At 73.4% G+C, this 25,655-nt stretch carries 29 protein-coding genes; 26 read left to right on the forward strand and 3 right to left on the reverse strand.

The annotated features are described in order from the left end of the window. Window positions 1-181 precede the first annotated feature (181 nt). The 17 genes from IEY61_RS11880 (at window position 182) to IEY61_RS11960 (ending at window position 16,223) form a co-directional block, all read left to right on the forward strand. Window positions 182-1,636, forward strand: a complete 1,455-nt coding sequence (locus tag IEY61_RS11880; protein ID WP_189043708.1) for an FtsW/RodA/SpoVE family cell cycle protein — start codon at window positions 182-184, stop codon at window positions 1,634-1,636. After that, window positions 1,636-2,742: an undecaprenyldiphospho-muramoylpentapeptide beta-N-acetylglucosaminyltransferase gene (gene murG, locus IEY61_RS11885; RefSeq protein ID WP_189043502.1), complete on the forward strand. Its 1,107-nt coding sequence runs from the start codon at window positions 1,636-1,638 to the stop codon at window positions 2,740-2,742. The genes IEY61_RS11880 and murG overlap by 1 nt, the downstream gene beginning before the upstream one ends. A gap of 58 nt (window positions 2,743-2,800) precedes the next feature. Further along, window positions 2,801-4,333 (forward strand): UDP-N-acetylmuramate--L-alanine ligase, encoded by a 1,533-nt coding sequence (murC, locus tag IEY61_RS11890; RefSeq protein WP_373293138.1) that lies wholly within the window; start codon window positions 2,801-2,803, stop codon window positions 4,331-4,333. Next, a complete protein-coding gene (locus IEY61_RS11895) occupies window positions 4,330-5,145 on the forward strand; it encodes a cell division protein FtsQ/DivIB (RefSeq protein ID WP_189043506.1) in 816 nt (271 codons plus the stop codon). Before murC ends, IEY61_RS11895 begins: the two co-directional genes overlap by 4 nt. 252 nt (window positions 5,146-5,397) lie before the next feature. Next, window positions 5,398-6,513 (forward strand): cell division protein FtsZ, encoded by a 1,116-nt coding sequence (gene ftsZ / locus IEY61_RS11900; protein ID WP_189043508.1) that lies wholly within the window; start codon window positions 5,398-5,400, stop codon window positions 6,511-6,513. Between the two features lie 9 nt (window positions 6,514-6,522). Then, the gene (locus IEY61_RS11905) at window positions 6,523-7,269 is read left to right on the forward strand and encodes a YggS family pyridoxal phosphate-dependent enzyme (protein WP_189043510.1); all 747 of its coding nucleotides are present in this window, start codon (window positions 6,523-6,525) and stop codon (window positions 7,267-7,269) included. A 196-nt stretch (window positions 7,270-7,465) separates the two neighbouring features. Beyond that, on the forward strand, window positions 7,466-8,155 hold the full coding sequence (locus IEY61_RS11910; protein WP_189043512.1) for a cell division protein SepF: 690 nt from the start codon (window positions 7,466-7,468) through the stop codon (window positions 8,153-8,155). Window positions 8,156-8,184: 29 nt separating this feature from the next. Continuing rightward, complete coding sequence (locus IEY61_RS11915) at window positions 8,185-8,490, forward strand: YggT family protein (RefSeq protein ID WP_111212523.1); 306 nt, start codon at window positions 8,185-8,187, stop codon at window positions 8,488-8,490. 44 nt (window positions 8,491-8,534) lie between these two features. Then, window positions 8,535-9,338 carry a DivIVA domain-containing protein gene (locus tag IEY61_RS11920; protein WP_189043514.1) on the forward strand — a complete coding sequence of 268 codons (804 nt, stop codon included), beginning with the start codon at window positions 8,535-8,537 and terminating at the stop codon, window positions 9,336-9,338. 77 nt (window positions 9,339-9,415) lie between these two features. Next, on the forward strand, window positions 9,416-9,967 hold the full coding sequence (locus IEY61_RS11925) for a hypothetical protein (protein WP_189043516.1): 552 nt from the start codon (window positions 9,416-9,418) through the stop codon (window positions 9,965-9,967). Window positions 9,968-9,978: 11 nt separating this feature from the next. Next, the gene (locus tag IEY61_RS11930) at window positions 9,979-10,284 is read left to right on the forward strand and encodes a DUF167 domain-containing protein (protein WP_189043517.1); all 306 of its coding nucleotides are present in this window, start codon (window positions 9,979-9,981) and stop codon (window positions 10,282-10,284) included. Between the two features lie 299 nt (window positions 10,285-10,583). Next, the gene (locus tag IEY61_RS11935; RefSeq protein WP_189043518.1) at window positions 10,584-11,003 is read left to right on the forward strand and encodes a TraR/DksA family transcriptional regulator; all 420 of its coding nucleotides are present in this window, start codon (window positions 10,584-10,586) and stop codon (window positions 11,001-11,003) included. A 67-nt stretch (window positions 11,004-11,070) separates the two neighbouring features. After that, a complete protein-coding gene (gene lspA / locus IEY61_RS11940; RefSeq protein WP_189043519.1) occupies window positions 11,071-11,706 on the forward strand; it encodes a signal peptidase II in 636 nt (211 codons plus the stop codon). Further along, window positions 11,703-12,647 carry an RluA family pseudouridine synthase gene (locus tag IEY61_RS11945; RefSeq protein ID WP_189043520.1) on the forward strand — a complete coding sequence of 315 codons (945 nt, stop codon included), beginning with the start codon at window positions 11,703-11,705 and terminating at the stop codon, window positions 12,645-12,647. Before lspA ends, IEY61_RS11945 begins: the two co-directional genes overlap by 4 nt. Window positions 12,648-12,681: 34 nt before the next feature. Then, window positions 12,682-13,725, forward strand: a complete 1,044-nt coding sequence (locus IEY61_RS11950) for a hypothetical protein (RefSeq protein ID WP_229705838.1) — start codon at window positions 12,682-12,684, stop codon at window positions 13,723-13,725. Window positions 13,726-13,822: 97 nt separating this feature from the next. Next, complete coding sequence (locus IEY61_RS11955) at window positions 13,823-15,439, forward strand: AAA family ATPase (protein WP_189043521.1); 1,617 nt, start codon at window positions 13,823-13,825, stop codon at window positions 15,437-15,439. Between the two features lie 49 nt (window positions 15,440-15,488). Beyond that, the gene (locus IEY61_RS11960; RefSeq protein WP_189043522.1) at window positions 15,489-16,223 is read left to right on the forward strand and encodes a DUF2567 domain-containing protein; all 735 of its coding nucleotides are present in this window, start codon (window positions 15,489-15,491) and stop codon (window positions 16,221-16,223) included. On the opposite strand, the gene IEY61_RS11965 is transcribed toward IEY61_RS11960, so the two are convergent. Then, entirely contained in the window at window positions 16,135-16,836 is a 702-nt protein-coding gene (locus IEY61_RS11965; protein ID WP_189043524.1) for an LON peptidase substrate-binding domain-containing protein, read from the reverse strand. The genes IEY61_RS11960 and IEY61_RS11965 overlap by 89 nt on opposite strands. A 108-nt stretch (window positions 16,837-16,944) precedes the next feature. Between IEY61_RS11965 and hisD the strand changes: the two genes are divergently transcribed. The 8 genes from hisD to hisF all read left to right on the forward strand — a co-directional run bounded on the left by hisD (window position 16,945) and on the right by hisF (window position 22,870). After that, on the forward strand, window positions 16,945-18,267 hold the full coding sequence (gene hisD, locus IEY61_RS11970; protein ID WP_189043526.1) for a histidinol dehydrogenase: 1,323 nt from the start codon (window positions 16,945-16,947) through the stop codon (window positions 18,265-18,267). Beyond that, window positions 18,264-19,379 carry a histidinol-phosphate transaminase gene (locus IEY61_RS11975; protein ID WP_189043529.1) on the forward strand — a complete coding sequence of 372 codons (1,116 nt, stop codon included), beginning with the start codon at window positions 18,264-18,266 and terminating at the stop codon, window positions 19,377-19,379. Before hisD ends, IEY61_RS11975 begins: the two co-directional genes overlap by 4 nt. After that, window positions 19,376-19,987, forward strand: a complete 612-nt coding sequence (gene hisB / locus IEY61_RS11980; protein WP_189043531.1) for an imidazoleglycerol-phosphate dehydratase HisB — start codon at window positions 19,376-19,378, stop codon at window positions 19,985-19,987. The genes IEY61_RS11975 and hisB overlap by 4 nt, the downstream gene beginning before the upstream one ends. A gap of 58 nt (window positions 19,988-20,045) precedes the next feature. Next, a complete protein-coding gene (locus IEY61_RS11985; RefSeq protein ID WP_189043533.1) occupies window positions 20,046-20,219 on the forward strand; it encodes a CG2302 family histidine operon protein in 174 nt (57 codons plus the stop codon). After that, complete coding sequence (gene hisH, locus IEY61_RS11990) at window positions 20,216-20,869, forward strand: imidazole glycerol phosphate synthase subunit HisH (protein WP_189043535.1); 654 nt, start codon at window positions 20,216-20,218, stop codon at window positions 20,867-20,869. Before IEY61_RS11985 ends, hisH begins: the two co-directional genes overlap by 4 nt. 57 nt (window positions 20,870-20,926) lie before the next feature. After that, window positions 20,927-21,250: a hypothetical protein gene (locus IEY61_RS11995; RefSeq protein ID WP_189043537.1), complete on the forward strand. Its 324-nt coding sequence runs from the start codon at window positions 20,927-20,929 to the stop codon at window positions 21,248-21,250. A 17-nt stretch (window positions 21,251-21,267) separates the two neighbouring features. Further along, complete coding sequence (gene priA / locus IEY61_RS12000) at window positions 21,268-21,993, forward strand: bifunctional 1-(5-phosphoribosyl)-5-((5-phosphoribosylamino)methylideneamino)imidazole-4-carboxamide isomerase/phosphoribosylanthranilate isomerase PriA (protein WP_189043539.1); 726 nt, start codon at window positions 21,268-21,270, stop codon at window positions 21,991-21,993. A 109-nt stretch (window positions 21,994-22,102) separates the two neighbouring features. Continuing rightward, a complete protein-coding gene (gene hisF / locus IEY61_RS12005) occupies window positions 22,103-22,870 on the forward strand; it encodes an imidazole glycerol phosphate synthase subunit HisF (protein ID WP_189043541.1) in 768 nt (255 codons plus the stop codon). Between the two features lie 9 nt (window positions 22,871-22,879). Here hisF and IEY61_RS12010 read toward each other — a convergent pair whose 3' ends face one another. Then, window positions 22,880-23,341, reverse strand: coding sequence for a hypothetical protein (locus tag IEY61_RS12010; RefSeq protein ID WP_189043543.1), 462 nt, complete (start codon window positions 23,339-23,341; stop codon window positions 22,880-22,882). Window positions 23,342-23,440: 99 nt separating this feature from the next. Next, the gene (gene yczE, locus IEY61_RS12015; protein WP_189043545.1) at window positions 23,441-24,094 is read right to left on the reverse strand and encodes a membrane protein YczE; all 654 of its coding nucleotides are present in this window, start codon (window positions 24,092-24,094) and stop codon (window positions 23,441-23,443) included. A 58-nt stretch (window positions 24,095-24,152) separates the two neighbouring features. Between yczE and yczR the strand changes: the two genes are divergently transcribed. After that, complete coding sequence (gene yczR, locus IEY61_RS12020; protein ID WP_189043547.1) at window positions 24,153-25,610, forward strand: MocR-like transcription factor YczR; 1,458 nt, start codon at window positions 24,153-24,155, stop codon at window positions 25,608-25,610. The last annotated feature ends 45 nt before the right edge of the window (window positions 25,611-25,655 follow it).

Genomic DNA, 25,655 nt, shown 5'->3' on the forward strand with positions numbered 1-25,655 from the left:
GAAGGGCGTACCGGCGGTGTCGGGTGGCGGCAACGGCGATGATGGCGGTGTGGGGGAGGGACGAGAGGAGTCCGGCGCGGCGGGCAAGGGCGGCGCGGTACGGGCGGGGGACGGGACACGAAGCGCGGGACCGGGCACGGTCGGTGCCACGCGTACGGGCGGGGCGGGTTCCTTCGGCGCGGTGCCGGATGGTGGCCCGTGGCGCGGACTGGACGCGGTAGGCGGGCTCGCCGCGCTGCGGGGCCTGCTGGCCCGTCCGCTGGCCTCCTACCACCTGCTGCTGGCCAGTGCGGGGCTGCTGCTGCTGATCGGCCTGACCATGGTCTTCTCGGCCACCAGCGTGCGCGACTACGCCCAGGGCGGCAACGCCTCGGCGTCCCTGACCAAGCAGGCGATCTTCGCGGTGATCGGCATCGTGGCCTTCTGGGCCTGCCAGCGATTGCCGGCCCGCACCTACCGGTCACTGGGTCGGCCGGCGCTGGCCGTGGCGGTGGGGCTGTTGGTGCTGCTGAACCTGTTCGTGGCGTACGGGCGGTTGACCGGCGGTGCGACGAAGATCGGCCCGCTGGAAGCCGAGCTGCTCGGGCTGTACATCGGCGGCATCGGCCTGCAGCCCTCCGAGCTGGCGAAGTTCGCGCTGGTGCTGTGGGGGGCGCACGTGCTCGCCCGCAAGGGCGCGTCGCTGGGCTGGTGGCGGGAGTTGGCCACCCCGCTCTTCCCGGTGGTGGGCCTGATGTTCGTCCTCGTCGGCTACAACGACCTGGGCAGCATGCTCTGCCTGCTGGCCCTGGTGGTCGGCCTGCTCTGGGCGGCGGGAGTGCGGCTGCGGGTCTTCGCCGTCCTCAGCGCGATCGGTCTGGCCGGGATCGGCCTGCTGGTCGCGGTCGCCTCGCTCGGCGCCGGCTCCGGCGTCCGCGGCGAGAGCAACTACCGCCTGGAGCGGCTGACCATGTTCGTCAGCCCGCCGCCGCTGGAGCAGTGCAGGGACGATCTCTGCTACCAGATGGTGCAGGCCCGGTACGCCATCGCCAGCGGCGGCTGGTTCGGCACCGGGCTGGGGCAGGGGTGGAGCAAGTGGAACTGGCTGCCAGCGGCGGAGAACGACTTCATCTTCGCGGTGATCGCCGAGGAGTTGGGTGTGGTCGGCTGCGCGGTGGTGGTCAGCCTCTTCGCGGTGCTGGCCTACACCGGCCTGCGCATCGCCCGGCGGGTCGACGACCCGTTCCGTCGACTCGCCGCGGCCGGGGCCACCGCGTGGCTCGTCGGGCAGGCGTTCATCAACATCGGCGGCGTGATCGGCCTGCTGCCGCTGACCGGCGTGCCGCTGCCGTTCATCTCGGTCGGCGGAAGTGCCCTGGTCGTCACCCTGGCGGCGGTGGGAATGCTGGCCTCGTTCGCGCGTGCGGAACCCGATGCGGCCCGAGCGCTGCATGCCCGTCCGCCGGCCCGGTGGGTCCGACTAGTGTGGGCACCGTTGCCGCCGCTTCCCGGCCGGCGTCGCCGTGCGGCGCCGCCGTCGGACGCCCGGGGAACCGTGCCCCAGGCGCGCAGGCGGCGCAGGGACGATCAGGCCGCACCGCGTGGCGCCCGGGACGGCCGGGGCCGCGGCGGGTCGGCGGACGAGAGGAGACGGTGATGGGTCCGCTGCGTTCGGTGGTGCTCGCGGGAGGCGGCACCGGGGGGCACATCTACCCCTTGCTCGCCTTCGCCGACTGCCTGCGCCGACACGACCCCGGCGTTCGGATCACCTGTCTCGGCACGCCGAAGGGCCTGGAGAACGAGCTGATCCCGCCGGCCGGCTACGACCTGCGGAACATCCCGGCCTACCAGCTGCCCCGGTCGGTCAACATGAACCTGGTCCGCACTCCGGGTCGGATGTGGACCGCGGCCCGCGCCGCCGGCAAGATCATCGAGGAGGTGCGCGCCGACGTGGTGGTGGGCTTCGGCGGGTACGTCTCGGTGCCGGCCTACCTGGCGGCCTGGCGGCGCGAGCTGCCGATCGTCATCCACGAGGTCAACGTGCCGCCGGGGGTGGCCAACCGGCTGGGCATGAGGTTCACCAAGCACGTGGCGGTCGGCTTCCCGCACCAGCCGTCCCAGGCCGAGTCGCTGCGCGACGCGCGGGTGGTCGGCGTGCCGCTGCGGCGCAGCATCACCGGGCTGGACCGGGCGGCCATGCAGGGCGCCGCCCGCGCCCACTTCGGACTCCGTCCCGACCTGCCGGTGCTCTTCGTCGCCGGTGGCTCGCAGGGTGCCCGGTCGATCAACCTCGCCGTCGCCGGTGCGGCCAAGGAGCTGGCCCGCAACGGCATCCAGGTGCTGCACGTGATCGGGGCTCGCAACGAGCCGGTGCCGATCCCCACCGACCTTCCGGTGCCGTACGTGACCCTGCCGTACCTGTCCGACATGGACGCCGGGTACGCCGCGGCGGACCTGATGCTCGGCCGGGGCGGGGCGATGACCTGCGCCGAGGTGGCGGCCATCGGCCTGCCGACCATTTACGTGCCGTACCCGCACAGCAACCAGGAGCAGAAGCGCAACGCGCTGCCGGTGGTCGAGGCCGGTGGCGGGCTGCTGGTCGACGACACCGAGCTGACCCCGGACTGGCTCGAGCGTACGGTCATCCCACTGATCCGGGACCCGCAGCGGCTGCACGCGATGGGCGCCGCCGCGGCGGCCTACGGGCGCCGCGACGGCGACGAGGCGCTGCTCAACTTCGTCTACGAGGCGGTGGCCCGGTGAGCGCGAGGAGTGAGCCGGGTCTGCGAGCCCCGCAGTCGCGAACGAAAGGTTGGCTCCGGTGAGCGCGTTCAGTCCGGCCGGCACCCTGACCGCCGAGGACCTCGGCCACATCCACCTGATCGGGGTGGGCGGAATCGGGATGAGCGGCCTGGCCCGACTCTTCCTCACCCGGGGCCTGCCGGTCTCCGGCAGCGAACTGCGCGAGTGGCCCGCCCTGGCCGGCCTGCGGGCACTCGGCGGCACCATCCACATGACCCACGAGCCGGCCAACCTCGACGGGGTCGACACGGTGGTCTACTCCTCGGCCATCCCCGCCGACCATCTGGAGATGGTCGAGGCACGCCGGCGCGGCCTGCGGGTGCTGCACCGCTCGGAGGCCCTCGCGGCCGCGATGACCGGCCGCCGCACGCTGGCCGTGACCGGTACGCACGGCAAGACCACCACGACCTCCATGGTCACCACGGTGCTCCAGCAGGCCGGGGCGGATCCCTCCTTCGTGATCGGTGGGGAGCTCTCCGAGGTCGGCTCGGGGGGACACCACGGCACCGGCGAGTACTTCGTGGTCGAGGCGGACGAGAGCGACCGCTCCTTCCTCATCTACCGCCCGTTCGTGTCGATCATCACGAACATCGAGGCGGACCACCTGAACACCTACGGCAACCTGGCCAACCTGGAGGCCGCCTTCGCCGAGTTCGCTCGGCTCACCGACCCGGCCGGCTTCGTCATCACCTGCGCCGACGACCCCGGCGGGCGGTGGCTGGCGGCCACGCTGCGCGGCGAGGGGCGCCGCGTGTACACCTACGGTGAGGCCGCCGACGCCGACCTGCGGCTGAGCGAGATGGCCTCCTCGGCCCGCGGGGTGCGGTACCTCGCCCACATGCAGGGCCGGCCGCTGGGTGAGTTCCGGTTGCCGGTGCCGGGGCGGCACATGGGGCTCAACAGCGCCTCGGCGGTGCTGGCCGCGTACCTGCTGGAGCTGCCGGGCGAGGCGGCGGAGGCCGCGTTGGCGGCGTTTCCCGGCGTGCGCCGCCGGTTCGAGCGCAAGGGAGTCGCCGACGACGTGCTGGTGTACGACGAGTACGCCTACCACCCGACCGCGGTGGCCCTGGCCCTGCGGACGCTGCGGGAGGTGGCCGGGGACGGCCGCCTGATCGTCGTCTACCAGCCCTACCGGCTCTACCGCACCCGGGATCTGCAGGCGGAACTCGCCGAGGCGCTCGCCCTCGCCGACGAGTTGGTGCTGCTGGAGGTCTTCGGCCCGGGGGAGCAGCGCGGCCCGGGTGAGGGGTCGGTGGCACTGGTCGAGGCGGTGCTGCTGCCGGCGGAGCGGAAGGTCTTCGTCGACTCGTGGGAGGATGCCCCGGTCGAGGTGGCCCGGCGGGCCCGTCCCGGCGACGTCGTGGTGACGATGGGCGCCCCGCCGATCTCGCTGATGGGTGACGAGCTGCTGGCCGCGCTCTCCGCGCGTACCGCCGACCCGCAGGCGCCGGTCGACACCGCCGCGAGCGGTCTGGCTGGTGGGTCGATCAGCATCGGCGGCAGCGTTCCCGGCGGCGTCGGGGTGGACGGCGCGGCGCCCGTGGCGGAATGAGTCCCGGTCCCGCTCGCGGGCGCGGCACCGGAGTCGACGGCGGCGGGGCCCGGCGTCCGGCCCGCCGGTGGCAGCTGGTCCGCGCCGGTCGCGATGCGGTGCCCGCCTCCACCCGACGGTTCATGGCGCGGGCCCGCCGCCGCCGGATGCGCGCGGCGCTGCCCTGGGCGGTGGCCGGCGGGGTGCTCGCCCTGGCCGGGCTGGTGGCCTGGACGCTGCTCGGTACCGGCCTGTTCGGGGTGCGCGAGGTGCGGGTGGAGGGCGCCGAGCTGGTGACCGCGGTGCAGGTGCGCAACGCGGCGGGGGTGCCCGACGGCGTCCCGCTGGCCCGGGTCGACCTGGCCGACCTGGTCGACCGGATCGGCGCCCTGCCCGAGGTGGAGCGGGTGACGGTGACCCGGGACTGGCCGGACGCGTTGGTCGTCCGGCTCACCGAACGGACCGGCGTGGCGGTCGTGCCCCGTGGCGAGCAGTTCGTCGTGCTCGACGCCGCCGGGGTGGCGTTCCGGGCGTTGCCGCAGCGTCCGGGCGGCCTGCCGCTGATCCGGCTGGCGGAGCCGGGCCCCGACGATCCGGCCACCCGGGCCGGGCTGGAGGTGCTCGCCGCGCTCACCCCGCAGCTGCGCGCGGAACTGGTGGAGCTCAACGTCGAGAGCCTGGCCCGGATCAGCGTCCTGTTGGCCGGGGATCGTACGGTGTTCTGGGGCGACGCGACCCGTGGGGCGGACAAGGCCCGGGTGGCCACCGCGCTGCTCGACCAGGACGCCGCCCGGATCGACGTCAGCGCGCCGGACGTGGTCACCTTCCGATGAGTGGCGGGTCAGTGGGGGCGCCGGCTGTGAGGCGGGGCGCTCGACCGGCGACACGCCGGGCAGGTCCTTGGCTCGGCGCGTTGGTGCGCTTACGTTGCCCGGAAGAGGATCAGTGGTTGACATAATCCTAACCCTCTAGTAGAGGGTTAGGGTTTGCCTCTGGACCCTGCTGGTGACAGCTGCGTCGACCGCCGGTCCGGCCACGCCGGAGCCGGTCGGGGAGTAGCCAATCTCGAAGGGAAAGGACCGGAGATGACACCTCCGCACAACTACCTGGCGGTCATCAAGGTCGTCGGCATCGGGGGCGGCGGCGTGAACGCCGTCAACCGGATGATCGAGGTTGGGCTCAAGGGCGTCGAGTTCATCGCGATCAACACGGATGCGCAGGCGTTGCTGATGAGCGACGCCGACGTCAAGTTGGACGTCGGCCGCGAGCTGACCCGGGGGTTGGGCGCCGGCGCCAATCCGGACGTCGGCAAGAACGCAGCCGAGGACCACCGCGACGAGATCGAGGAGGTGCTCAAGGGCGCGGACATGGTCTTCGTGACCTGCGGCGAGGGCGGCGGCACCGGCACCGGCGGCGCGCCCGTGGTGGCGAACATCGCCCGCAAGCTGGGTGCGCTGACCATCGGCGTGGTGACCCGGCCGTTCTCCTTCGAGGGCAAGCGCCGCCAGGTGCAGGCCGAGGCCGGCATCGACGAGCTGCGTAACCAGTGCGACACGCTGATCGTCATTCCCAACGACCGGCTGCTGGCGCTCGGCGACCGCAACATCAGCATGATGGATGCCTTCCGCACGGCCGACCAGGTGCTCCTCTCCGGTGTGCAGGGCATCACCGACCTGATCACCACGCCGGGTCTGATCAACCTGGACTTCGCCGACGTCAAGAGCGTGATGAGCGGCGCGGGCAGCGCGCTGATGGGCATCGGCAGCGCACGTGGCGAGAACCGCGCGGTGGAGGCGGCCGAGGCGGCCATCTCCAGCCCGCTGCTGGAACAGAGCATGGACGGCGCCCGGGGCGTGCTGCTCTCCATCGCCGGCGGTTCCGACCTGGGCCTGTTCGAGATCAACGACGCGGCCCAGCTGGTCACCGACGCGGCCCACCCGGATGCCAACATCATCTTCGGCGCGGTCATCGACGACGCCCTCGGCGACGAGGTGCGGGTGACCGTGATCGCAGCCGGCTTCGACGGCGGCACACCGGCCTACAAGGTGGCCGAGCCGGCCCGCAAGACCAACCAGAACCAGCCCGCCCAGCCGAGCACGCCGGTCGTGCCGTCGCCCGCCCCGCCGGTCGCTCCGCAGTCGCCGCGCCGGGTGCTCTTCGACGACGTCGACGTGCCCGACTTCCTCAAGAACGGGTCCTGAGCGGCCGCCATGACCGACAGCTTCGCCCTGGTGCGCCCCGATCGTCGCGCCGAACTCGCCGCTGGGCTGGCGCGCGTACGCTCCCGCATCGCCGATGCCTGTGCCGCCGCCGGTCGGGACCGGACCGAGGTGACCATGATCGCGGTGACCAAGACCTATCCGGCGTCCGACGTGGTCGCACTGGCGGGTCTGGGCGTGACCGACGTGGGGGAGAACCGCGACCAGGAGGCGGCGCCCAAGGCCAGGGAGGTCGCCGCGGTCGGGGTGACCCCGCGCTGGCACTTCATCGGGCGGCTGCAACGCAACAAGGTGCGGTCGGTCGTCCGGTACGCGGACATGGTCCAGTCGGTCGACCGGGTCCGGCTGGCGTCCGCCCTGGACGCGGCCGCGGTCGCCGCCCGGGACCGGCCGTTGGACGTGCTCCTCCAGGTCAGCATCGACGCCGATCCGGCGCGGGGCGGGGCGGTGCCGGGCTCGTCCGATCCGGACGTCGGTCTCGGCCCGCTCGTCGACGCGGTGGCCGCGGCGCCGGGACTGCGGCTGGCCGGGCTGATGGCCGTGGCGCCGCTGGGCTGGGAGCCGGCCCGGGCGTTCGACCGGCTGGCCGCCCTCGCCGCGGCCCTGCGCGCGGACCATCCGCAGGCCGCGAGCGTGTCAGCGGGCATGAGCGGTGATCTGGAAACGGCGATCGAACACGGCGCGACACATGTCCGCGTCGGCAGCGCGTTGCTCGGAATGCGTCCCACGCTGGGGTAGCCTGGCCGCCAGAGAAGCAAATTACATCAGTGTTGTTTGTGGGAACGGCCTTCCCAGCGACCAGGGGGGCGTGACGTGCAACGCGAATTGCGCGTCGGGGGATTGCCGTTCCGGTCCGGTGGGCAGAAGACGGCCCACTCGCGACAGGCGGCACGGTGGGGTGTGTCGCCGCAGGGCGGACGGGAAGGGCGCGGGGATGGGTGCACTGCGCAAGGCGGGGGTCTGGCTCGGACTGGTCGAAGAGGACGACGAGCGGGCCTACGACGACGGTGGCTACGACAAGGGTGGCTACCGCGAGTCGCGCTACCGGCAGAGCCGGTACGCCGAGGAGTTCGCCGACGACGAGGATGAAGCGGAGGAGCCGCCGGCGCCGCGCTCGCGGCTGGGCGAGCGGGGCCGGCTCAGCGAGCGGTCCGGTGGCCGCCTGAGCGAGTCCGAGCGGCTGGAGAGCGAGCGCCCGGAGCGGATGGAACGCGCCAGCGTCCGGTCGATCACCCGGTCGACCGGGGACTCGGCGGGTGCGCTGACCTACCACACCCGGGACAACCTCGCCCTGGCTCCGCAGGCGCAGCCACGCGAGCGCGCGGTGATGCACGAGGAGGAGCAGCGCTACCAGATCACCACGCTGCACCCGACGACCTACCGGGAGGCCCGCACCATCGGCGAGCACTTCCGGGACGGGGTGCCCGTGATCATCAACCTCACCGAGATGGATGAGGCGGATGCCCGCCGTCTGGTGGACTTCGCCGCCGGGCTGGCGTTCGGGCTGCGGGGTACGATCGAGCGCGTGACCAACCGGGTTTTCCTGCTCTCTCCGGCCAACGTCCAGGTCACCGCGGAGGACAAGGCCAAGATCGCTGAGGGCGGGTTCTTCAGCCTGAGTTGACCCGCCCGACCCGAGGGACGTCGCCTACCGTGTTGTCGATCTTGCTCCAGGTCCTCTACCTGATCACGTACGTCTTCCTGATCGTTCTCCTGGCCCGGTTCGTGCTCAGCGCGGTTCTGCAGTACGGCCGGCGCTGGCAGCCCGGCCGCGGAGCATCGGCCGGACTGGAATCCGTGTGGAGCGTCACTGATCCCCCGCTCTGGGCGTTGAGGCGTGTGATCCCTCCGCTGCGGATTGGTACCGTGAGCATCGACCTGGCCTCACTTGTGCTCCTGGTTATCCTGTTCGTGCTGATGAGGTTTGTGTTAGAGCCGGCGATCATCAGGACCGCCTGATGACCGACGCGCTATCGCGGCCGCAACTGACCCGAGGAGTTTCGATGCCGCTGACCCCGGCCGACGTTCACAACGTCGCTTTCAAGAAGCCGCCGATCGGCAAACGGGGCTACGACGAGGAGGAGGTCGACGCCTTCCTGGACGAGGTCGAGCGCGAGCTCGCCCGGCTGATCGAGGAGAACAACGAGCTGCGCGCCCAGGTGGAGCGCGGCGGTCGAGGCGGTGCGCCCGCCGGCCCTGGTGGTGACGCCCGGCTGGCGGCCGAGCTGAACGACCTCAAGGGTCAGCTCGACCGGATCCAGCGCGACAAGGCCGCCGCCGAGCAGGCCGCCCGCGCCATGCAGGCCGAGCTGGAGCAGGTCCGTGCCGCCGGTGGTGCCGTGGTGCCGGGCGGTGACGGCGAGCAGCAGGCGCTGCGGGTGCTGATGATGGCCCAGCGGACGGCGGACGACCACGTCTCCGACGCTCGCCGCGAGGCCGACCAGCTCCTCTCCGAGGCCCGTTCGAAGGCCGAGGAGGTCACCCGCGAGGCCCGGGCCAAGGCCGACGCCCTCGAGCGCGACGCCCGGCAGCGGCACCAGGAGGCCATGGGCGGCCTGGACGCCAAGCGCACGGCGCTGTCGAAGCACATCGAGGAGCTCAAGCAGTTCGAGCGGGAGTACCGCACCCGGCTCAAGGCGTACCTGGAGAGCCAGCTGCGCGACCTCGACGGCCGTGGTCAGGGTCTGGAGGCCGAGCTGACCCGTGGTGAGGGCTCCCGGTCCGGCGGCAACGCACTGGCCGCCGCCGGTCTCGCCGGTTCGTTCGGCGGTGCGGGCCGCTCCGGGGCACTCGAGGCGGGTCGCTGAATCACCGGGTCGGTGACTGTCGTCGGCACGGCGGTCGCCCACCCTGCCTCATCGGTACGACGCGGCGGGGGTGAGCCGTGATAGTCGTCAGTCTCGCGCTCATCCTCGTTGCGGTGGTGCTGCTGGTGTTCGGCCTGGCCGGCGGGTCAAGTCCGCTGCTGGTCGTCTCGATCGGGGCCAGTCTGCTGGCCGCCGTCGCGCTGGTCGCCGGTGCCCGCCAGGCAGCCGCCGGCCGGGTTTCGGCGGCTCGCGGGTCAACCGCTCGCGAGCCGGGCATCCCGACCCAGCATCTGCCTCCGACGATGCACGCCGACGACCCCGGGTGGCGGCAACCACCCGGGCCGTCGGCGACGGACCCGCCGGAGCCGGCCGTCGACGCCGGTGTCGGCCATGACGACGAGCCCCCGGCCCAGGAGATCACCCCGGACGAGATGGCCCACCTGGCCCTCCTTCCGGACGAGGTGCAGGTGGTCGACGGCCGGCCGCGCTACCACCTTGCGGAGTGCCCGCACCTGGTCGGGCGGGAGCACGAGCCGTTGCCGGTCGCCGAGGCGGTCGAGCTCGGTTTCACCCCGTGCGCGCACTGCACGCCGGCCACCATCCTGCTGTCCCGCTCCGGCCGGCGCTGAGCGTGGCGCCGGTGGACGATGCGCTGACCGTCGCGGTCCGCGTGAAACCGGGCGCATCGCGGGCCCGGGTGGGCGGCCGGTACGACGGTCCGCACGGCGTCGCGCTGGTGATCGCGGTCAACGCGCCGGCGGTCGACGGGCGGGCCACCGAGGCGGCCCGGCGCGCCCTGGCCGGCGCGCTCGGCGTTCGGCGGGCGGCGGTGTCGCTGCGCTCCGGCACGGCCAGCCGCGACAAGCTCTTCCTGGTGGCCGACGCCAACCCGGAGGTGGCCGGGCGGCTGCGCCGGTTGCTCGACGGCACCGAACCGACCGGTTGACAGCGATCGATCGCGTACCCGTCCGGCCGGGACTCCCCGGTGCGAGGTTGCGAAGTCCGTCTGGGCGGGCGATTCCATCTGCTAGCGTCCCCTTTGCCCCGATGCGGCAGTAGTTGGGGCGGAAGCGGGCGTTATCGGTGCGGTGCATTGTCGGACGCGTGTACGTTCCGTATCCTTGCCAACCTCCGGAGTGCGCGGCCAGGTCGCCGCGCGCCCGTTTTGTACCTGGGGCGGCCGATGTCGGCGGCCCCTGTCCAGGTGCCGCGGACCACCGCGGCTCCGCGGCCGAGGGAGCGACGATGGCCAAGCCAGCCGAGACCAGGACCGCAGGCCGCAAGGCGGCGGCGAAGTCCACCCGCAGCGCCGCGGAGACCGAGAAGATCCGAGCAGCCCTGGCGGCCCGGCATGACGAGTTGCGAGCCGAGTACGATCAGACGCTGAGCGAGATCACCGAGCTGCAGCGCGACCGGCTGACCGACTCGGCCGGGGACGACCAGGCCGACACCGGCACCAAGACGTTCGAGCGGGAGCAGGAGATCTCCCTCGCCAACAGCATCCTGGAACGGATCACGCAGGTCGAGCGCGCGTTGGAGCGCCTCGACGAGGGTGGTTACGGCTGGTGCGAGCGGTGCGGCAACCCCATTCCGGTGGAGCGGCTGGCCGCTTTCCCGTCGGCCACCCTCTGCGTGACCTGCAAACAGCTGGAGGAACGGCGCTGACGGCACGTTCCCCGGCGCCCGTGCGCGGCGGTACGACGGTACCGCCGCGATCGTCGATGGGAAATAGATGAGCGCAGCACCGCCCGCCGGATCCGGCACCGCCGAATCGGGCACCGTCCCGAGGTCGCGGCGCAAGCCCCTCACGATCCTGCTCTGCCTGGCGGTGTTCGCGCTCGCGGTCGACCTGCTCACCAAGCATCTGGCCCTGGCCGAGTTGAGCGACCGCGAGCCGGTGCGACTGCTGGGCGGTGCGGTCTACCTCTCGCTGACCCGCAACAGCGGGGCCGCGTGGAGCCTGGGCTCGGACTACACCTTCATCTTCCCGGTGATCGCGGTCGGCGTGCTCGGCTGGATCGCCTGGATGACCCGGAGCCTGCGGTCGGTGCCGTGGGCGATCTCGCTGGGCCTGGTGGTCGGCGGCGTGACGGGCAACCTGCTCGATCGGATCTTCCGGGCCCCGGGCTGGTTCGTCGGGCACGTGGTCGACATGATCAGCGTCTTCGACCCGTACGGTCGGGTCTTCCCGATCTTCAACGTCGCGGACAGCGCCCTGGTCTGCGGCGTGCTGCTGGCCGTCGCGCTGGAGTTCACCGGCCGTCAGCGCGACGGCAGCCGGATCGTCACCGACAAGGACAAGGGCGCGGACGTCGGCCCGGGGGCGGCCGAGGAGCACGCCGACGGCGGACGGCGGGAGCGCGCATGACCGCCACCTACGCCGCCGGGGGCGACCACCGCAGCCTGCCGGTGCCCGACGGCCTCGACGGGATGCGACTGGACCAGGCCGTGGCCCGGCTGTTCGGCCTCTCCCGGACGGCCGCCGCCGCCCTCGTCGACGCCGGCGACGCGTTGGTCGACGGGGCGGTCCGGGCCAACTCGCACAAGGTCCGGGCGGGCTCCTGGCTGGAGGTGACGCTGCCCCCGCCGGCCGCCGCGCCGGTGGTGGTGCCCCAGGCGGTGCCCGGCCTGCGGGTGGTCTGGGCCGACGACGACATCGTGGTGGTCGACAAGCCGGTCGGCGTGGCCGCCCACCCGAGCCCCGGCTGGACCGGTCCGACCGTGATCGGCGGATTGGCCGCGATCGGGCACACCATCGCCACCAGCGGCGCCGCCGAGCGGCAGGGGGTGGTGCAGCGGCTCGACGTGGGCACCACCGGGATCATGGTGGTGGCCAAGAGCGAGCAGGCGTACAGCGTCCTCAAACGGGCCTTCAAGTACCGCGAGGTCGAGAAGCGGTACCACGCGGTGGTGCAGGGCCACCTGGATCCGCTGCATGGCACCATCGACGCCCCGATCGACCGGCACCCGCACCACGACTACCGCTGGGCGGTGGTCTCCGGCGGCAAGCCGAGCATCACCCACTACGACACCATCGAGGCGTTCCCCGCCGCGAGCCTGGTCGACGTGGGGCTGGAGACCGGTCGTACCCACCAGATCCGGGTGCACTTCTCGACCCTGCGGCATCCGTGTGTGGGTGACCTGACGTATGGCGCCGATCCCACGCTCGCCGCCCGGCTCGGACTGGACCGCCAGTGGTTGCACGCCAGAGAGTTGAGTTTCCGGCACCCCCGTACGGGGGACGAGGTCCGCTTCGTCAGCGACTACCCTGACGACCTGGGGCGTGCGTTGGACATCCTCCGCGACTGACGCGCCCCGACCGATCTCACGAGGGGGGCCGCCCTTGCGCGCCGGCGATCTGCTCCGGCAGCTGGATCAGCTGCTGCTGCCGCGCCTCGCCACCGTGCTGGCCCGGCTCGCTCAGGCCCCGGTCCGCGGATCGCTGCTCGGGTGGGTGGCGGTGCTGTCCTGTTCCGCCGTGCTGTGCACCGCCATGCTCGCCACCGGCGGTCCGCCGGTGCCGGACCGGACGGTGGGTGAGGTGACCCGGGTGGGGGTCGCCGACGGCGACTCGATTCCCGGCTACGAGCGTGCGGCAGCGGCGGACCTGGCCGCGCTGAACGGCGACGCCGCGTCGGGCGACGGCACCTACGCCCTGGTCTCACTGGCCGACTACCTCACCCCGCAGTCGCTCGCCACGGTGGTCGGCGACGTGCGGGTGGCGGCCGTCTTCGGGCGGGTACCGCTGCCGGAGCGGCAGACCGAGATCGTCCGCATCCCCGCCCAGCGACTGCCCGAGGACGTGATGGCCGGGATGGCGATGCTGGCCGAGCGCAAGGAGCGGGAGGCCGCCGACTACCGGTCGCGGGCCGCCGCGTTGGGCGGCGGCGGGCCGCCGGAGCGCGAGCTGCGCCAGCTGTACGAGAGTGGAGCGCGGATCGCGGCGCAGGAGGCGGCCGCCTACCGCGCCGGGTGCGCCTGCGTCTACGCCCTCGTGGTGCGGGACACGACGACGATGCTGCGCGGCGTGGCGACCCGGCCCGGCGTACGGGTGGTCGACCCGGCGCCGGAGGTCCGGCGGCTCGAGCGCACCGTGTTCACCCCACCGCTGCCCGAGCAGTGGGACGTGGCCCGGCCACCGGTCGATCGCGATCTCGAGCCGGGCGCGACACCGAGCGCCGGCACGGGCCCCCGGTCTCCGGATGCCGTGCCGGAGGAGCGCGCACCGACCGAGCCCGGGGAGCGCCCGACCGAGCCCGAGGTGACGAGTTCGTCACCATCACCAGAAGCGCCCGGGCCCCTACCCGCACCTTCGCCTTCGGCGGTCGAGACACCGTCGACCTCGGCGGAGACCGTCGCAGAGAGCGTGCCAAACCCGACAACGTGACGGATCCGGGCACATTGGTACACAGTCCGGTGTGGCCTGAATAGGGTTTCGTTCGTAGCCTGTCAGACGGAAATCCAAGCGCTGGGGAGGCGGAGCCGTGGAGGGCAGCGAGACCGGTTGGGGACGACCCGCCGAACCGGCACCGCGGTGGCGGGCGCTGCTCGACCGAGCCCGTTTCGGCGGTCGCGGCGTGGAGCAGGCCGGGGCCGAGCGGCGCGTCGACGAGGAGCCGCCACCGCCGCCGCCCGAGCCGCTGCCCCGACGCGCGACGGGCTCCGGCTACTCGGGGCGGGTCGCGCCGGTGGGCCCGTCCGCCGACCGGCCGTACGGCACGGAGCCCGGCTACCGAGCCGAGCCGAGCTACCGGGTCGAGCCCGTCCGCCCGGCCCAGACGTACGGCGGGCAGCCGGCCTACCCGACGGGCCAGGCCTACCCGGCGGAACCGACCTATCCGGCTGAGCCGGCCTATCCGGCTGAGCCGGCCTATCCGGCTGAGCCGGCCTACTCGGCTGAGCCGGCCTATCCGGCTGAGCCGGCCTACTCGGCTGAGCCGGCCTATCCGGCGGAGCCGACCTACTCGGCCGGGCAGACCTACCCGGCGGGTCAGACCTACCCGCCGGAGCCGGCCTACTCGCCGGAGCCGGCCTACTCGCCGGAACCTGCCTATCCGGTCGTGCCCGAGCAGCGCCGGCCGGAGTCGATGGAGTCCCGGTACACCCTGCTGGAGAACGGATACCGGCACGCGGCGCCGCCGGTGGAGTCCCGGTACGCACTGCTCGACAACGGCGGCTACCAGCCATCCGCTCCGCCACCGCCTCCGCCACCGCCCCCGGCACCCGCGCCGGTGCCATCGGCCATGGCGGGCCGACCGGGGCGGATCGAATGGCGCGCGCAGAGCGCCGAGAACGAACTCGAACGGGCCGCCGCCGTGCTCCGCCGGGAGCTGGGGACCCCGCGAGTGATCGCCTTCGCCAACCCCAAGGGCGGCGTGCACAAGACCACGGCCACCGTGCTGGCCGCGGCCACCGTCGGCAGCGTACGCGGCCGTGGGGTGCTGGCCTGGGACGACAACGAGTTGCGCGGCACCCTCGGGTTGCGCGCCGGCAGCGCCCGGCACGCCCGCACGATCCGGCACCTGGTCGCCGATCTCGTCCAGATCGAGATCCGGGAGGGCGCGGAGCTGCTGGAGATCCTCGACGACTACCTGCGGCACGCCTCCGACGGCTCGTACGACGTGCTGGCCGGTGAGGAGAGCCCCCGATTCGCCCAGCGGCTGGACCAGTTCACCGTCAAGCGGGTGCTGGAACTGCTCCGGCGCACCCACGACGTGATCTGTGTGGACACCGGCAACAACGTGGAGAGCCCGAACTGGCGCACCGTCATGCAGGCCGCCGACCAACTGGTGGTCACCACCGTGCCGCGCGAGGACGCCGCGTTCAGCGCGGACTGGATGCTCGACCTGCTGCACGAGGAGGGGATGGGTGAGCTGGCCGACAACGCGGTCACCCTGATCTCCTGCCCGACGCCGGGCCGGCTGCCGATCCAGGCAGACCTGGAGCGGCACTTCGCCACCCGCACCCGCGCGGTGACCGTGGTGCCGTACGACCCCGCCCTGGAGACCGGGTCCTCGATCGAATACCACCAGCTTCAGGCCGAGACCCGGCAGGCGTGGCTACGGGCGGCGTCGGCGATGCTGGAACCCTTCGCCCGCTGAGGTGACGACACCGCGCACGGCGAGCGCCGGCACCTGGGAGGATCATCCGGTGAGCCCGGACACCTCCGCCGCCGAACCGCCCGTGCCGGCACCGCCGGCCGACCCGTCACCGCCCGCCGCAGCGGACCGGTCCGTCTGGACAGTGGCGGCGACGCTGCTGATCCTTGGCCTGCTGGGCGCCCCGCTGGGGCTGCTCTGGGCGGTGCTCGCCCCGGCCACCCCGGTCATCAAGACCGCCGAGGGCGCGGTGTACGGCCAGCCGCAGCCGGAACAGCCGGTCGCGGCCGACGGTTGGTTCAGCCTGCTCGGGCTGGGCTTCGGGGTGCTCGCCGCCCTCGCGGTGTGGTTCGTGCTGCGCCGCCGGCGGGGACCGGTCGGGCTGGTCACGGTGGTGGCCGGTGGACTTGCCGCCGCGCTGGTGGCCTGGCAGGTTGGGCGCCGGGTCGAGCTGGGCACCTACCACCGGCTGCTGGAGACCGCCCCGGACGGGACGGCCTTCACCAAGCCGGCCGACCTGCGTGCCGGCGGGATCGAGCTGGTGTTCGGGGTGCTCCCGGTGCCGTACGGCAACGTGCTGCTGCCGGCGTTCGGCGCCGCGGTGGCGTACACCCTGCTGGCGGGCTGGTCGCGGTGGCCGTCGTTGCGGCCGGAGCCGGAGCCGGATCCGCAGCTCGGCCCGCTCTGGCCGGGCCCGGTCAGTTCGGGGTCGGCGGCGCCGTGGCCAGCTCCGCCAGCGGCACCGGAACCGCCCGCACCTGACGCAGCAGAGCCGCCTCGCGGTTGAGCAGGTGCAGCTCGGCGCGCAGCCGGGCCGCGGTGTCGTCGATCTCGAGCAGCCGCTGCCGGTCCGCCACGGTCAGCGCCGCCGTCGCGGCCACCAGGTGGGAGAGCACGGTGGCGTCCTCCGGCAACTGCTCGGTCAACTGGCCGGACTCGTCCCGGATCAGGCCGAGATAGTGCCGGAAGACGGCGATCACCCGCGCCGCCAGCTGGCTGGCCGTCTCGTCCGGGCCCTCCGGCTCGGGCAGCCACCGCACCTCGGCGGTCAGGTACGGCGCGGCGTGGTGGTCCACCTCCAACACCCGGAACCGCCGCCGCCCCACGGTGACGATGTCGAAACCACCGTCGGCCAGCTCGGTGACCTGCCGCAGCTGCGCGGTGCAGCCCACCTCGTGCAGCGTCACCTCCCCGGTGCCGGGGACGGTCCGGCCGGGGGCGGGCGCCACCTCCCAGCCGCTGCGGATCGCCACCACCCCGAACTCGCGCGGCGTGCCCTCGGGCAGCTCGACCAGGTGCCGGACCAGGGCGCGGTAGCGCTCCTCGAAGATGTGCAGCGGCAGCACCAGCCCGGGGAAGAGCACTGTGGCGAGCGGGAACACCGGCAGCCGTGCGGTCACGTGATCGAGGGTAGCCGTACCGGCTGGTGCCCGGCGTGTCCCGCCTCACCGTCCCGGCCTGCGGGCGGCGCGGGCCGGCCCGGCGCGGAGCAGCCTAGACTCGCAGGGGTGTTGAACCGCATCGACCTGCGCGGTGGCGCGCCCGACCCGCGCCACCTGCTGCCCCGCGCCCGGCTCGACGTCTCGGCGGCCGTCGAGCAGATCCGTCCCGTCGTGACGGCGGTGCGCGAGCATGGCTACCCGGCGGTCCGCGAGGCCAGCGAGCGGTTCGACGGAGTGGCGCCGGAGACGCTGCGCGTGCCCACCGAGGCGATCGCCGAGGCCGAGGGCACGTTGGATCCGCAGGTCCGCGCCGCGCTGCTGGAGTCGATCTCCCGGGCCCGCAAGGTGCACGCCGACCAGCGACGTACCGACCACACCACCCAGGTCGTGCCGGGTGGCACGGTCACCGAGCGTTGGGTCCCGGTCGACCGGGTCGGCCTCTACGTGCCCGGTGGCCTGGCCATGTACCCGTCGACCGTGGTGATGAACGTGGTGCCGGCCCAGGCGGCCGGCGTCCGGTCGCTGGTGGTGGCCAGCCCGCCGCAGCAGGACAACGGCGGCCTGCCCGACGCGCGGGTGCTGGCCGCCTGCGCGCTGCTCGGCGTCGACGAGGTGTACGCCGTCGGGGGTGCCCAGGCCGTGGCCATGCTGGCGTACGGCTGCGCGATTGACGCCGCCGGCAGCGCCCACTGCGATCCGGTCGACATGATCACCGGGCCGGGCAACATCTGGGTGACCGCCGCCAAACGGCTGCTGCGCGGTGTGGTGGGCATCGACGCCGAGGCCGGCCCGACCGAGATCGCCATCCTCGCCGACGACACCGCCGACCCGACGCACGTCGCCGCCGACCTGATCAGCCAGGCCGAGCACGATCCGCTCGCGGCCAGCGTGCTGGTCACCCCGTCGGTGGCGCTCGCCGACGCGGTGGACCGCGAACTGGCCCGGCAGGTGCCGGCCACCAAGCACACCGACCGGGTCGGCACCGCCCTGCGCGGCGAGCAGAGCGGGGTCGTGCTGGTCGACGACCTGGCGGCCGGGCTGCGGGTGGTCGACGCGTACGCGGCGGAGCACCTGGAGATCCAGACCGTGGACGCCCGGGAGTGGGCCATGCGGGTACGCAATGCCGGCGCGATCTTCGTGGGCGCGTACTCCCCGGTCTCGCTGGGGGACTACTGCGCCGGCTCCAACCACGTGCTGCCCACCGGCGGCTGCGCGCGGCACTCCTCCGGGCTGTCCGTGCAGTCCTTCCTGCGCGGCATCCACCTGGTCGAGTACACGTCGGAGGCGCTGCGGGAGGTCGCGCCGCACGTGGTCACCCTGGCGGACGCGGAGGACCTGCCGGCGCACGGCCAGGCGGTCACCGCCCGGTTCCCGGGGAAGCCGGCATGACGGGCCTCTCCGACCTGCCGATCCGGGACGACCTGCGCGGGCTGTCGCCGTACGGCGCCCCGCAGCTGGACGTGCCGGTGCGGCTGAACACCAACGAGAACTCCTACCCGATGCCGGAGCCGGTGGTCGAGGCGATCGGCAAGGCCGTCGCGGCCGAGCTGCGCGACCTCAACCGCTACCCGGACCGGGACGCGCTGGCGCTCCGCGCCGACCTGGCCGCCTACCTTGGCCACGGGATCGACGCCGAAGGGGTGTGGGCGGCCAACGGCTCCAACGAGATCCAGCAGCAGCTGCTCCAGGCGTTCGGCGGTCCCGGGCGCAGCGCGCTCGGCTTCACCCCGGCGTACTCCATGCATCCGCTGCTGGCGCTGGGCACCGGCACCCGCTGGGTGCCGGCCCGCCGGGGCGTCGACTTCGGGCTGACCGCCGACGAGGCGGTGGCCCAGGTCCGCGAGCACCACCCGGACGTGGTCTTCCTCTGCTCGCCGAACAACCCCACCGGGACCGCGCTCGACCCGGCCGTGATCGCCGCCGTGCTCGACGTCGCGCCCGGGATGGTGGTGGTCGACGAGGCGTACGCCGAGTTCGCCCGGCCGGGCACGGTGAGCGCCCTGGCGGTGCTCCCCGACCACCCGCGGCTGGTGGTGACCCGCACGATGAGCAAGGCCTTCGGGTTCGCCGGCGGGCGGCTGGGTTACCTGGCGGCCGACCCGGCCGTGGTGGCGGCGGTGCAGTTGGTACGCCTGCCGTACCACCTCTCGGCGCTCACCCAGGCCGCCGCCCGGGCCGCGCTGGCGCACCGCGAAGCCCTGCTCGGTACGGTTGCCGCGATCTCGCAACAGCGCGACCGGATCGTCACCGAGCTGCGCCGCCGTAACCTGCGGGTCGCCGACAGCGACGCCAACTTCGTGCTGTACGAGGTCGGCGGCGACCAGTCGGTGGCCTGGCGGGCGCTGCTCGACCAGGGGGTACTGGTCCGCGACGTCGGCCTGCCCGGCTGGCTGCGGGTCACCGCCGGCACCCCGGCCGAGACCGACGCCTTCCTAGCAGCCATGGACAAGATTCAGCGCGAGGGCACGTCCGCCCCGCAGTCACCGAAAGGCACGCCATGAGCCGGACCGCCCGGGTGGAGCGGATCACCAAGGAGACCAAGGTCCTGGTCGAGATCGGCCTCGACGGCACCGGAGCGGCCGAGATCAGCACCGGGGTCGGCTTCTACGACCACATGTTGCACCAGATCGCCCGGCACGGCGGTTTCGACCTGACCGTGCAGACGGTGGGTGACCTGGAGATCGACGCCCACCACACCATGGAGGACACCGCGTTGGCCCTCGGCGCCGCGTTCGACCAGGCGCTGGGGGACAAGGCCGGCATCCGGCGGTACGGCTCGGCCACCGTCCCGATGGACGAGGTACTGGTCCGCGCCGCCGTGGACCTGTCCGGCCGGCCGTACGTCGTGCACGACGAGCCACCCCTGGCCCCGTACATCGGGCCGGTCTACCCGACCAGCATGACCCGGCACATCTGGGAGTCCTTCGGCCAGGCGGCCCGGATCACCCTGCACGTGGACGTGCTGCGGGCGGCCCGTCCGGGCGGCCACCCGGACGCGCACCACGTGGTGGAGGCGCAGTTCAAGGCGGTATCCCGGGCGCTGCGGGAGGCCACCGCCGTGGATCCGCGGGCGGCCGGCACGATCCCCAGCACCAAGGGCGCTCTGTGACCAGGCCGGGCACGCCGGTGCGCGGCGTGGCTACCGGACCGGGGTGGGGGCGGCGCCGATGAGGGCGGTGCTGCCGACGCTGTTGCTGATCTTCGCCGGGGTCCTGGTGGGCGGGGCGCTGTCCCTGCACCGCCAGGGGGCGCCGCGGGGCGCGGTGGTGGTGACCGGGCTGCTCGCCGTGCTGGCCACCGCCGCCGGGGTGCTGTGGCTGCTGCCCGGGGATGGGTCGTGACGGGCCTCGGGGGTGAGCGCCGCCGCGTCGTGGTGCTCGACCACGGCTCGGGCAACCTGCGTTCGGCGGAGCGGGCGCTGACCGCCGCCGGTGCCGACGTGCTGGTCACCGACGATCTGGCCGCCGCGGCCGACGCCGACGGTCTGGTGGTGCCCGGGGTCGGTGCCTTCGCCGCGTGCATGGCCGGCATCGAGGCGCTCGGTGCCGGGCCGGTGATCGCCGGGCGGGTCGCCGCCGGCCGCCCGGTGCTGGGCATCTGCGTGGGCATGCAGATCCTCTTCGAATCCGGCGACGAGCACGGGGTCGTCACCAAGGGCCTGGGCCTGCTGCCGGGCGGCGTCACCCGGCTCGCCGCCGCCCGACTGCCGCACATGGGGTGGAACACCGTGCACCCGCCGGTGGGCTCGGTCCTCTTCGCCGGGCTGCCGGCCGACAGCCGGTTCTACTTCGTCCACTCGTACGCCGTCTGCGACACCGCCGCGCTCGCCGCGACCGGCGCCCGGGTGACCACGGCCCATCACGAGACCGACTTCGTCGCCGCGGTGGAACGCGGCGCGCTGTCGGCCGCCCAGTTCCACCCCGAAAAGTCCGCCGACACCGGTGCCGCGTTGCTGGGCAACTGGCTGGCCACCGTGCCCACCAGTGGCTGAGCTGGCGGGCCGGTCGCGGCCGGCCGGGCCGGCGGGCGGGTCGGGCCGGAGGTCGCGGTGAGCAAGGAACGGGCCCGGCGGCGGGCGGTTCGCGAGGCGGAGGCGGCCCGGCGGCGGGCGGTGCGGGAACGCGCGCTGGCCCGACGGGCCCGTCGCCGGGCGTTGGTCCGTCGGCTGGTGCCGACCGTACGCCGTGGCCGGACGGGGCGCCTGCAGAGATACTCCCGGGGCGAGCGGGCCAGCATCGTGGCGCTGAGCCTGGCGGCGGTCGTCCTGATCTGGCTGTTCGTGCCCGACTTGGCGCTGCGCGTCATGCTGGTCATGCTGTTGCTGCTCGTACTACCGGTGATCGTGGTGATCGCCCTGGACCGCCGTTCCTGATCGAGAGGACAAGACCCGTGAGCCTCACCCTGTTGCCCGCCGTGGACGTCGCCGACGGCCAGGCCGTCCGACTCGTGCAGGGCGCCGCCGGCAGTGAGACCACCTACGGCGACCCGCTGGAGGCCGCCCTGGCCTGGCAGCGCGACGGCGCGGAGTGGATCCACCTGGTCGACCTGGACGCCGCGTTCGGCCGAGGCTCCAACGCCGAGCTGCTCGCCGACGTGGTGCGTCGCCTCGACGTACGGGTGGAACTCTCCGGCGGCATCCGCGACGACGCCTCGCTGCGCGCCGCGCTGGCCACCGGTGCCGCCCGGGTGAACATCGGCACCGCCGCGCTGGAGGACCCGGCGTGGTGCGACCGGATCTGCGGCGAGTACGGCGACCGGGTCGCCATCGGGCTGGACGTACGCGGGCGCACCCTGTCGGCCCGAGGGTGGACCCGGGACGGCGGCGACCTGTACGAGGTGCTGGAACGGCTGGACAAGGCCGGGGCCTCCCGGTACGTGGTCACCGACATCACCAAGGACGGCACCATGCGCGGGCCGAACCTGGACCTGCTGCGGGAGGTGTGCGCCCGTACCGACGCCCCGGTGATCGCCTCGGGCGGCGTCTCGACGCTGGACGACCTGCGCGCGCTGGCCACCCTGGAACCGATCGGGGTGGAGGGCGTCATCGCCGGCAAGGCCCTCTACGCCGGCGCCTTCACCGTCGCCCAGGCCCTCCACACCCTCGCCGAGGTGTGAGGAAGGGCCCCTTATTAACGCCTACGGTAGAGAAAGGGCCCCCTATTAACGCCGCAGCGCGGGTGCGCGGCGTCAGGGTGCCGTTCGCGGGAGAGATAGGCTCGGGGATATGACGGTGGCGGTGCGGGTGATTCCCTGTCTCGACGTGGACGCGGGTCGTGTGGTCAAGGGGGTCAACTTCCTGAACCTGCGGGATGCCGGTGATCCGGTGGAGCTGGCGGCGGCGTACGACCGGGCCGGCGCGGACGAGCTGACCTTCCTCGACGTCACCGCCTCGTCCAGTGACCGGGGCACCATGCTCGACGTGGTGCGGCGCACTGCGGAGTCGGTCTTCATCCCGCTGACCGTGGGCGGGGGCGTCCGCACCGTGGCCGACGTGGACACCCTGCTGCGCGCCGGCGCCGACAAGGTCGGGGTGAACACGGCGGCCATCGCCCGGCCCGAACTGATCGCGGAGATCGCGGACCGCTTCGGCCGGCAGGTGCTGGTGCTCTCGCTGGACGTGCGGCGGGCCCCGGCCGGCGTCACCCCCAGCGGCTTCGAGGTGACCACCCACGGTGGCCGGCGTGGCACCGGGGTCGACGCGGTGTGGTGGGCACGGCGCGGTGCGGAACTGGGCGCCGGGGAGATCCTGCTCAACTCGATGGACGCCGACGGCACGAAGGCCGGCTTCGACCTGGAACTGATCGCCGCGGTGCGCCGGGTGGTCGACGTGCCGGTGGTGGCCAGCGGCGGCGCGGGCGAGGTGGCGCACTTTCCCCCGGCCGTCGGCGCGGGCGCCGACGCCGTGCTGGCGGCCAGCGTCTTCCACTTCGGCGAGCTGACCGTCGGCCAGGTCAAGGACGCGCTGCGCGGTGCGGGTCACCCGGTCCGGTGACGGAGGCGATCAGCCCCGGCCCGAGTGACCCTCGGGCGAGCGCCGGGGCATCGGAATGGACCGGACGACATATTCCTGTACGGCGGCGGCATGCTCGGCCTCGTCGAGATGCCACTCCGCGGTGCCCGGTGCGTACCGGCGGGTGAGCACGCTCTGCACGGTGTCGACCGTGGTGGCCAGCCCGGCGCTGGGGCGGGACCGCCAGAGCCGTTCACCGTCGGGAGTGATCCGGAACCAGCCGTCGGCGACGTCGACCAGCCCGGCGCCGAGCAGTCGCCGGATCGCCTCCTCGATGTCCTGCCGTTCGGGGATGCTCCGGTCGAGGTGGTCGGCGGTGGAGAGCACGTCGGCCAGACGTACGCCCTCGGGACGGCGGGTGGTCGGGGACCGACGGTGCCGGCCGGCGCCGCTGGCGATCACCAACGAAACGAAGATCCATGCGTCGGTACGACGCCACGCTCTCTCCCCCATGCGGAGATTCTGCCCGCTGACCCGGCTCTAGGAAAGTGCCGCCCAGGCTATCGCGACGCCATGTGACCGGGTGAATGCGGGCGGCTGATGGAAGTCGGGTCAGCCGGCCGGTGTCGGCGCGATTCGCTCCGCTGCCGCGCGGTTCGGCTCGGATACGTCGAAGATCGGCAGGAACAGCTGCGCCAGCGGTCCGATGGCCAGCGCGTAGGCGATCGTGCCGGCGCCGATCGTCCCGCCGAGCAGCGCCCCCACGGCCAGTACGCCGACCTCGATGATGGTGCGGACCAGGCGGAGCGACCGGCCGGGCCGGCGGGCGACGAACCCGGTCATCAGGCCGTCGCGAGGTCCGGGACCGAGCCGGGCGCCGAGGTAGAGGGCGGTGGCCGCGCCGTTGCCCACGATGCCGGCGACCAGCAGGACGGCCCGGGCGGCGAACGGCTCCACGGGCGGCATCAGGGCCAGGGTCGCGTCGACGGCCAGACCGATCACCACGACGTTGGCCAGGGTGCCCACGCCGGGGCGTTGCCGCAGCGGGAGCCAGGCCAGCAGCACCAGCAACCCCACGACGATGACCACCGTGCCCATGCTCAGCCCGGTCAGCCGGGACAGCCCCTGGTGGAACACGTCCCAGGGGTTCAGGCCGAGTTCGGAGCGGATCATCAGCGCCATGCTGAAGCCGTAGGCGACGAGCCCGAAGAACAGCTGTGTCAGGCGTCGGACCGGGCGGTGTCGGAGGTTGCCAAGCAATGCCACGCATGCCACTCTAGGTGCCAATTGGCATATCAATAGAGCCAATATCGGGGGAGTGGCCATGACGAGTCAGGTGCGGGGAGTCCAATTGGCCCGGCTTCTCGGGCAGTGGCATGCGCTGCCCGGCCGCCGGCGCAGCCCCGACTACGCGGCGCTGGCCGCCGCCGTCCGCGGTCTGCTCGCCGATGGCCGGCTGCCCCTGGGCGTACGCCTGCCGGCCGAGCGTGAGCTGGCCGAGGCGCTGCGGATCAGCCGTACCACCGTCACCGCCGCCTACCGCGAGCTGCGTGACAGTGGGCACCTGGCCAGCCGGCGGGGCGCGGGCAGTTGGACGATGCTGCCGGGGACGCACCGGGTGGCGCCCAACGGGCTGTGGATCCCGCTGGACGACCGGGAGATGCTCGACCTCGGGGTGGCGGCCCTGGCCGCGCCGCCCGAGCTGTTGCCGGCCGCCCGGGCAGCGGCCGAGGACCTGCCACGACACCTCGGCGGCGCGGGATACCACCCGATCGGCGTCATCGAGTTGCGGGAGGCGGTCGCCCAGGCGTACACCTCGCGTGGCCTACCCACCTCGCCGGACCAGATCATGGTCACCAACGGCACCCAGCACGCCCTGGACCTGGTGCTGCGACTGGGTCTCGCCCCGGGTGGCAGCGTGCTGGTCGAGTCGCCGAGCTACCCCAACGCCCTCGCCGCGCTGGCCGCCCGGCGGGCCCGGATCACCACCCACGGCCTGGCCGCCGACCCCAGCGGCTGGGACGCCGACCTGCTGCTCGGCTCCCTCCGACAGGTGCGTCCGCGGATGGCGTACCTGATTCCCGACTTCCAGAACCCGACCGGTCACCTGATGCCGGCGGAGCTGCGTGAGCGGCTGGTGACCATCGCGCACACGGTCGGCACCGACCTCGTGATCGACGAGTCGTTCGTGGACCTGCCGCTGGACGGCACCGAGCTGCCACCGCCGACCGCGAGCTTCGACCGCCACAGCCGGGTGATCAGCATCGGCGGGATGAGCAAGCCGTACTGGGGTGGGCTGCGGATCGGGTGGATCCGCGCCTCCGCGCCCCAGGTGCAGCGGCTGGCCGCGGTACGGGTCGGTGTGGACATGGCCAGTCCGGTGCTGGATCAGCTGGTCGCCGTGCACCTGCTCGCCGCCGCGCCGGCCATCGTGGCGGCCCGACGGGCGCAGCTTGCCGCACAACGCGACGCGCTGCTCGACGCGCTGGCCGCCCGGCTGCCCGAGTGGCGGGTCACCGTGCCGCGCGGTGGTGTGACGCTCTGGGCCGAGTTGGACGGGCCGATCTCCAGCGCGCTGGCGCGGGCGGCCGAGGAGGTCGGCGTACGGCTGGCGCCGGGGCCCCGGTTCGGCCTGGACGGCACCCTGGAGCGGTTCCTGCGGCTGCCCTTCACCCTCCCCGCCGCCGACCTGGTCGAGGCGGTCGGGCGGATCGCCGCGGTCCGCTACGACCTGGACCGGGCGGGGCTGACCCGGTGGCGTGAGCCCAGCGTCATCGCCTGACAGAGCCCGGCCGACCGATCCGGCGGCACCCGGCGGGCCGGGAGG

It is taken from the genome of Micromonospora sonchi, from assembly GCF_014646235.1.
GTDB classification, from domain to species: Bacteria; Actinomycetota; Actinomycetes; order Mycobacteriales; family Micromonosporaceae; genus Micromonospora; species Micromonospora sonchi.

Coding starts and splice junctions, on each gene's coding strand:
- murG (WP_189043502.1), top strand. CDS start 1,636: ATGGGTCCGCTGCGTTCGGTGGTGCTCGCGGGAGGCGGCACCGGGGGG.
- IEY61_RS11895 (WP_189043506.1), top strand. CDS start 4,330: ATGAGTCCCGGTCCCGCTCGCGGGCGCGGCACCGGAGTCGACGGCGGC.
- ftsZ (WP_189043508.1), top strand. CDS start 5,398: ATGACACCTCCGCACAACTACCTGGCGGTCATCAAGGTCGTCGGCATC.
- IEY61_RS11905 (WP_189043510.1), top strand. CDS start 6,523: ATGACCGACAGCTTCGCCCTGGTGCGCCCCGATCGTCGCGCCGAACTC.
- IEY61_RS11910 (WP_189043512.1), top strand. CDS start 7,466: ATGGGTGCACTGCGCAAGGCGGGGGTCTGGCTCGGACTGGTCGAAGAG.
- IEY61_RS11920 (WP_189043514.1), top strand. CDS start 8,535: ATGCCGCTGACCCCGGCCGACGTTCACAACGTCGCTTTCAAGAAGCCG.
- IEY61_RS11935 (WP_189043518.1), top strand. CDS start 10,584: ATGGCCAAGCCAGCCGAGACCAGGACCGCAGGCCGCAAGGCGGCGGCG.
- lspA (WP_189043519.1), top strand. CDS start 11,071: ATGAGCGCAGCACCGCCCGCCGGATCCGGCACCGCCGAATCGGGCACC.
- IEY61_RS11945 (WP_189043520.1), top strand. CDS start 11,703: ATGACCGCCACCTACGCCGCCGGGGGCGACCACCGCAGCCTGCCGGTG.
- IEY61_RS11975 (WP_189043529.1), top strand. CDS start 18,264: ATGACGGGCCTCTCCGACCTGCCGATCCGGGACGACCTGCGCGGGCTG.
- hisB (WP_189043531.1), top strand. CDS start 19,376: ATGAGCCGGACCGCCCGGGTGGAGCGGATCACCAAGGAGACCAAGGTC.
- IEY61_RS11985 (WP_189043533.1), top strand. CDS start 20,046: ATGAGGGCGGTGCTGCCGACGCTGTTGCTGATCTTCGCCGGGGTCCTG.
- hisF (WP_189043541.1), top strand. CDS start 22,103: ATGACGGTGGCGGTGCGGGTGATTCCCTGTCTCGACGTGGACGCGGGT.
- IEY61_RS12010 (WP_189043543.1), bottom strand. CDS start 23,341: ATGGGGGAGAGAGCGTGGCGTCGTACCGACGCATGGATCTTCGTTTCG.
- yczR (WP_189043547.1), top strand. CDS start 24,153: ATGACGAGTCAGGTGCGGGGAGTCCAATTGGCCCGGCTTCTCGGGCAG.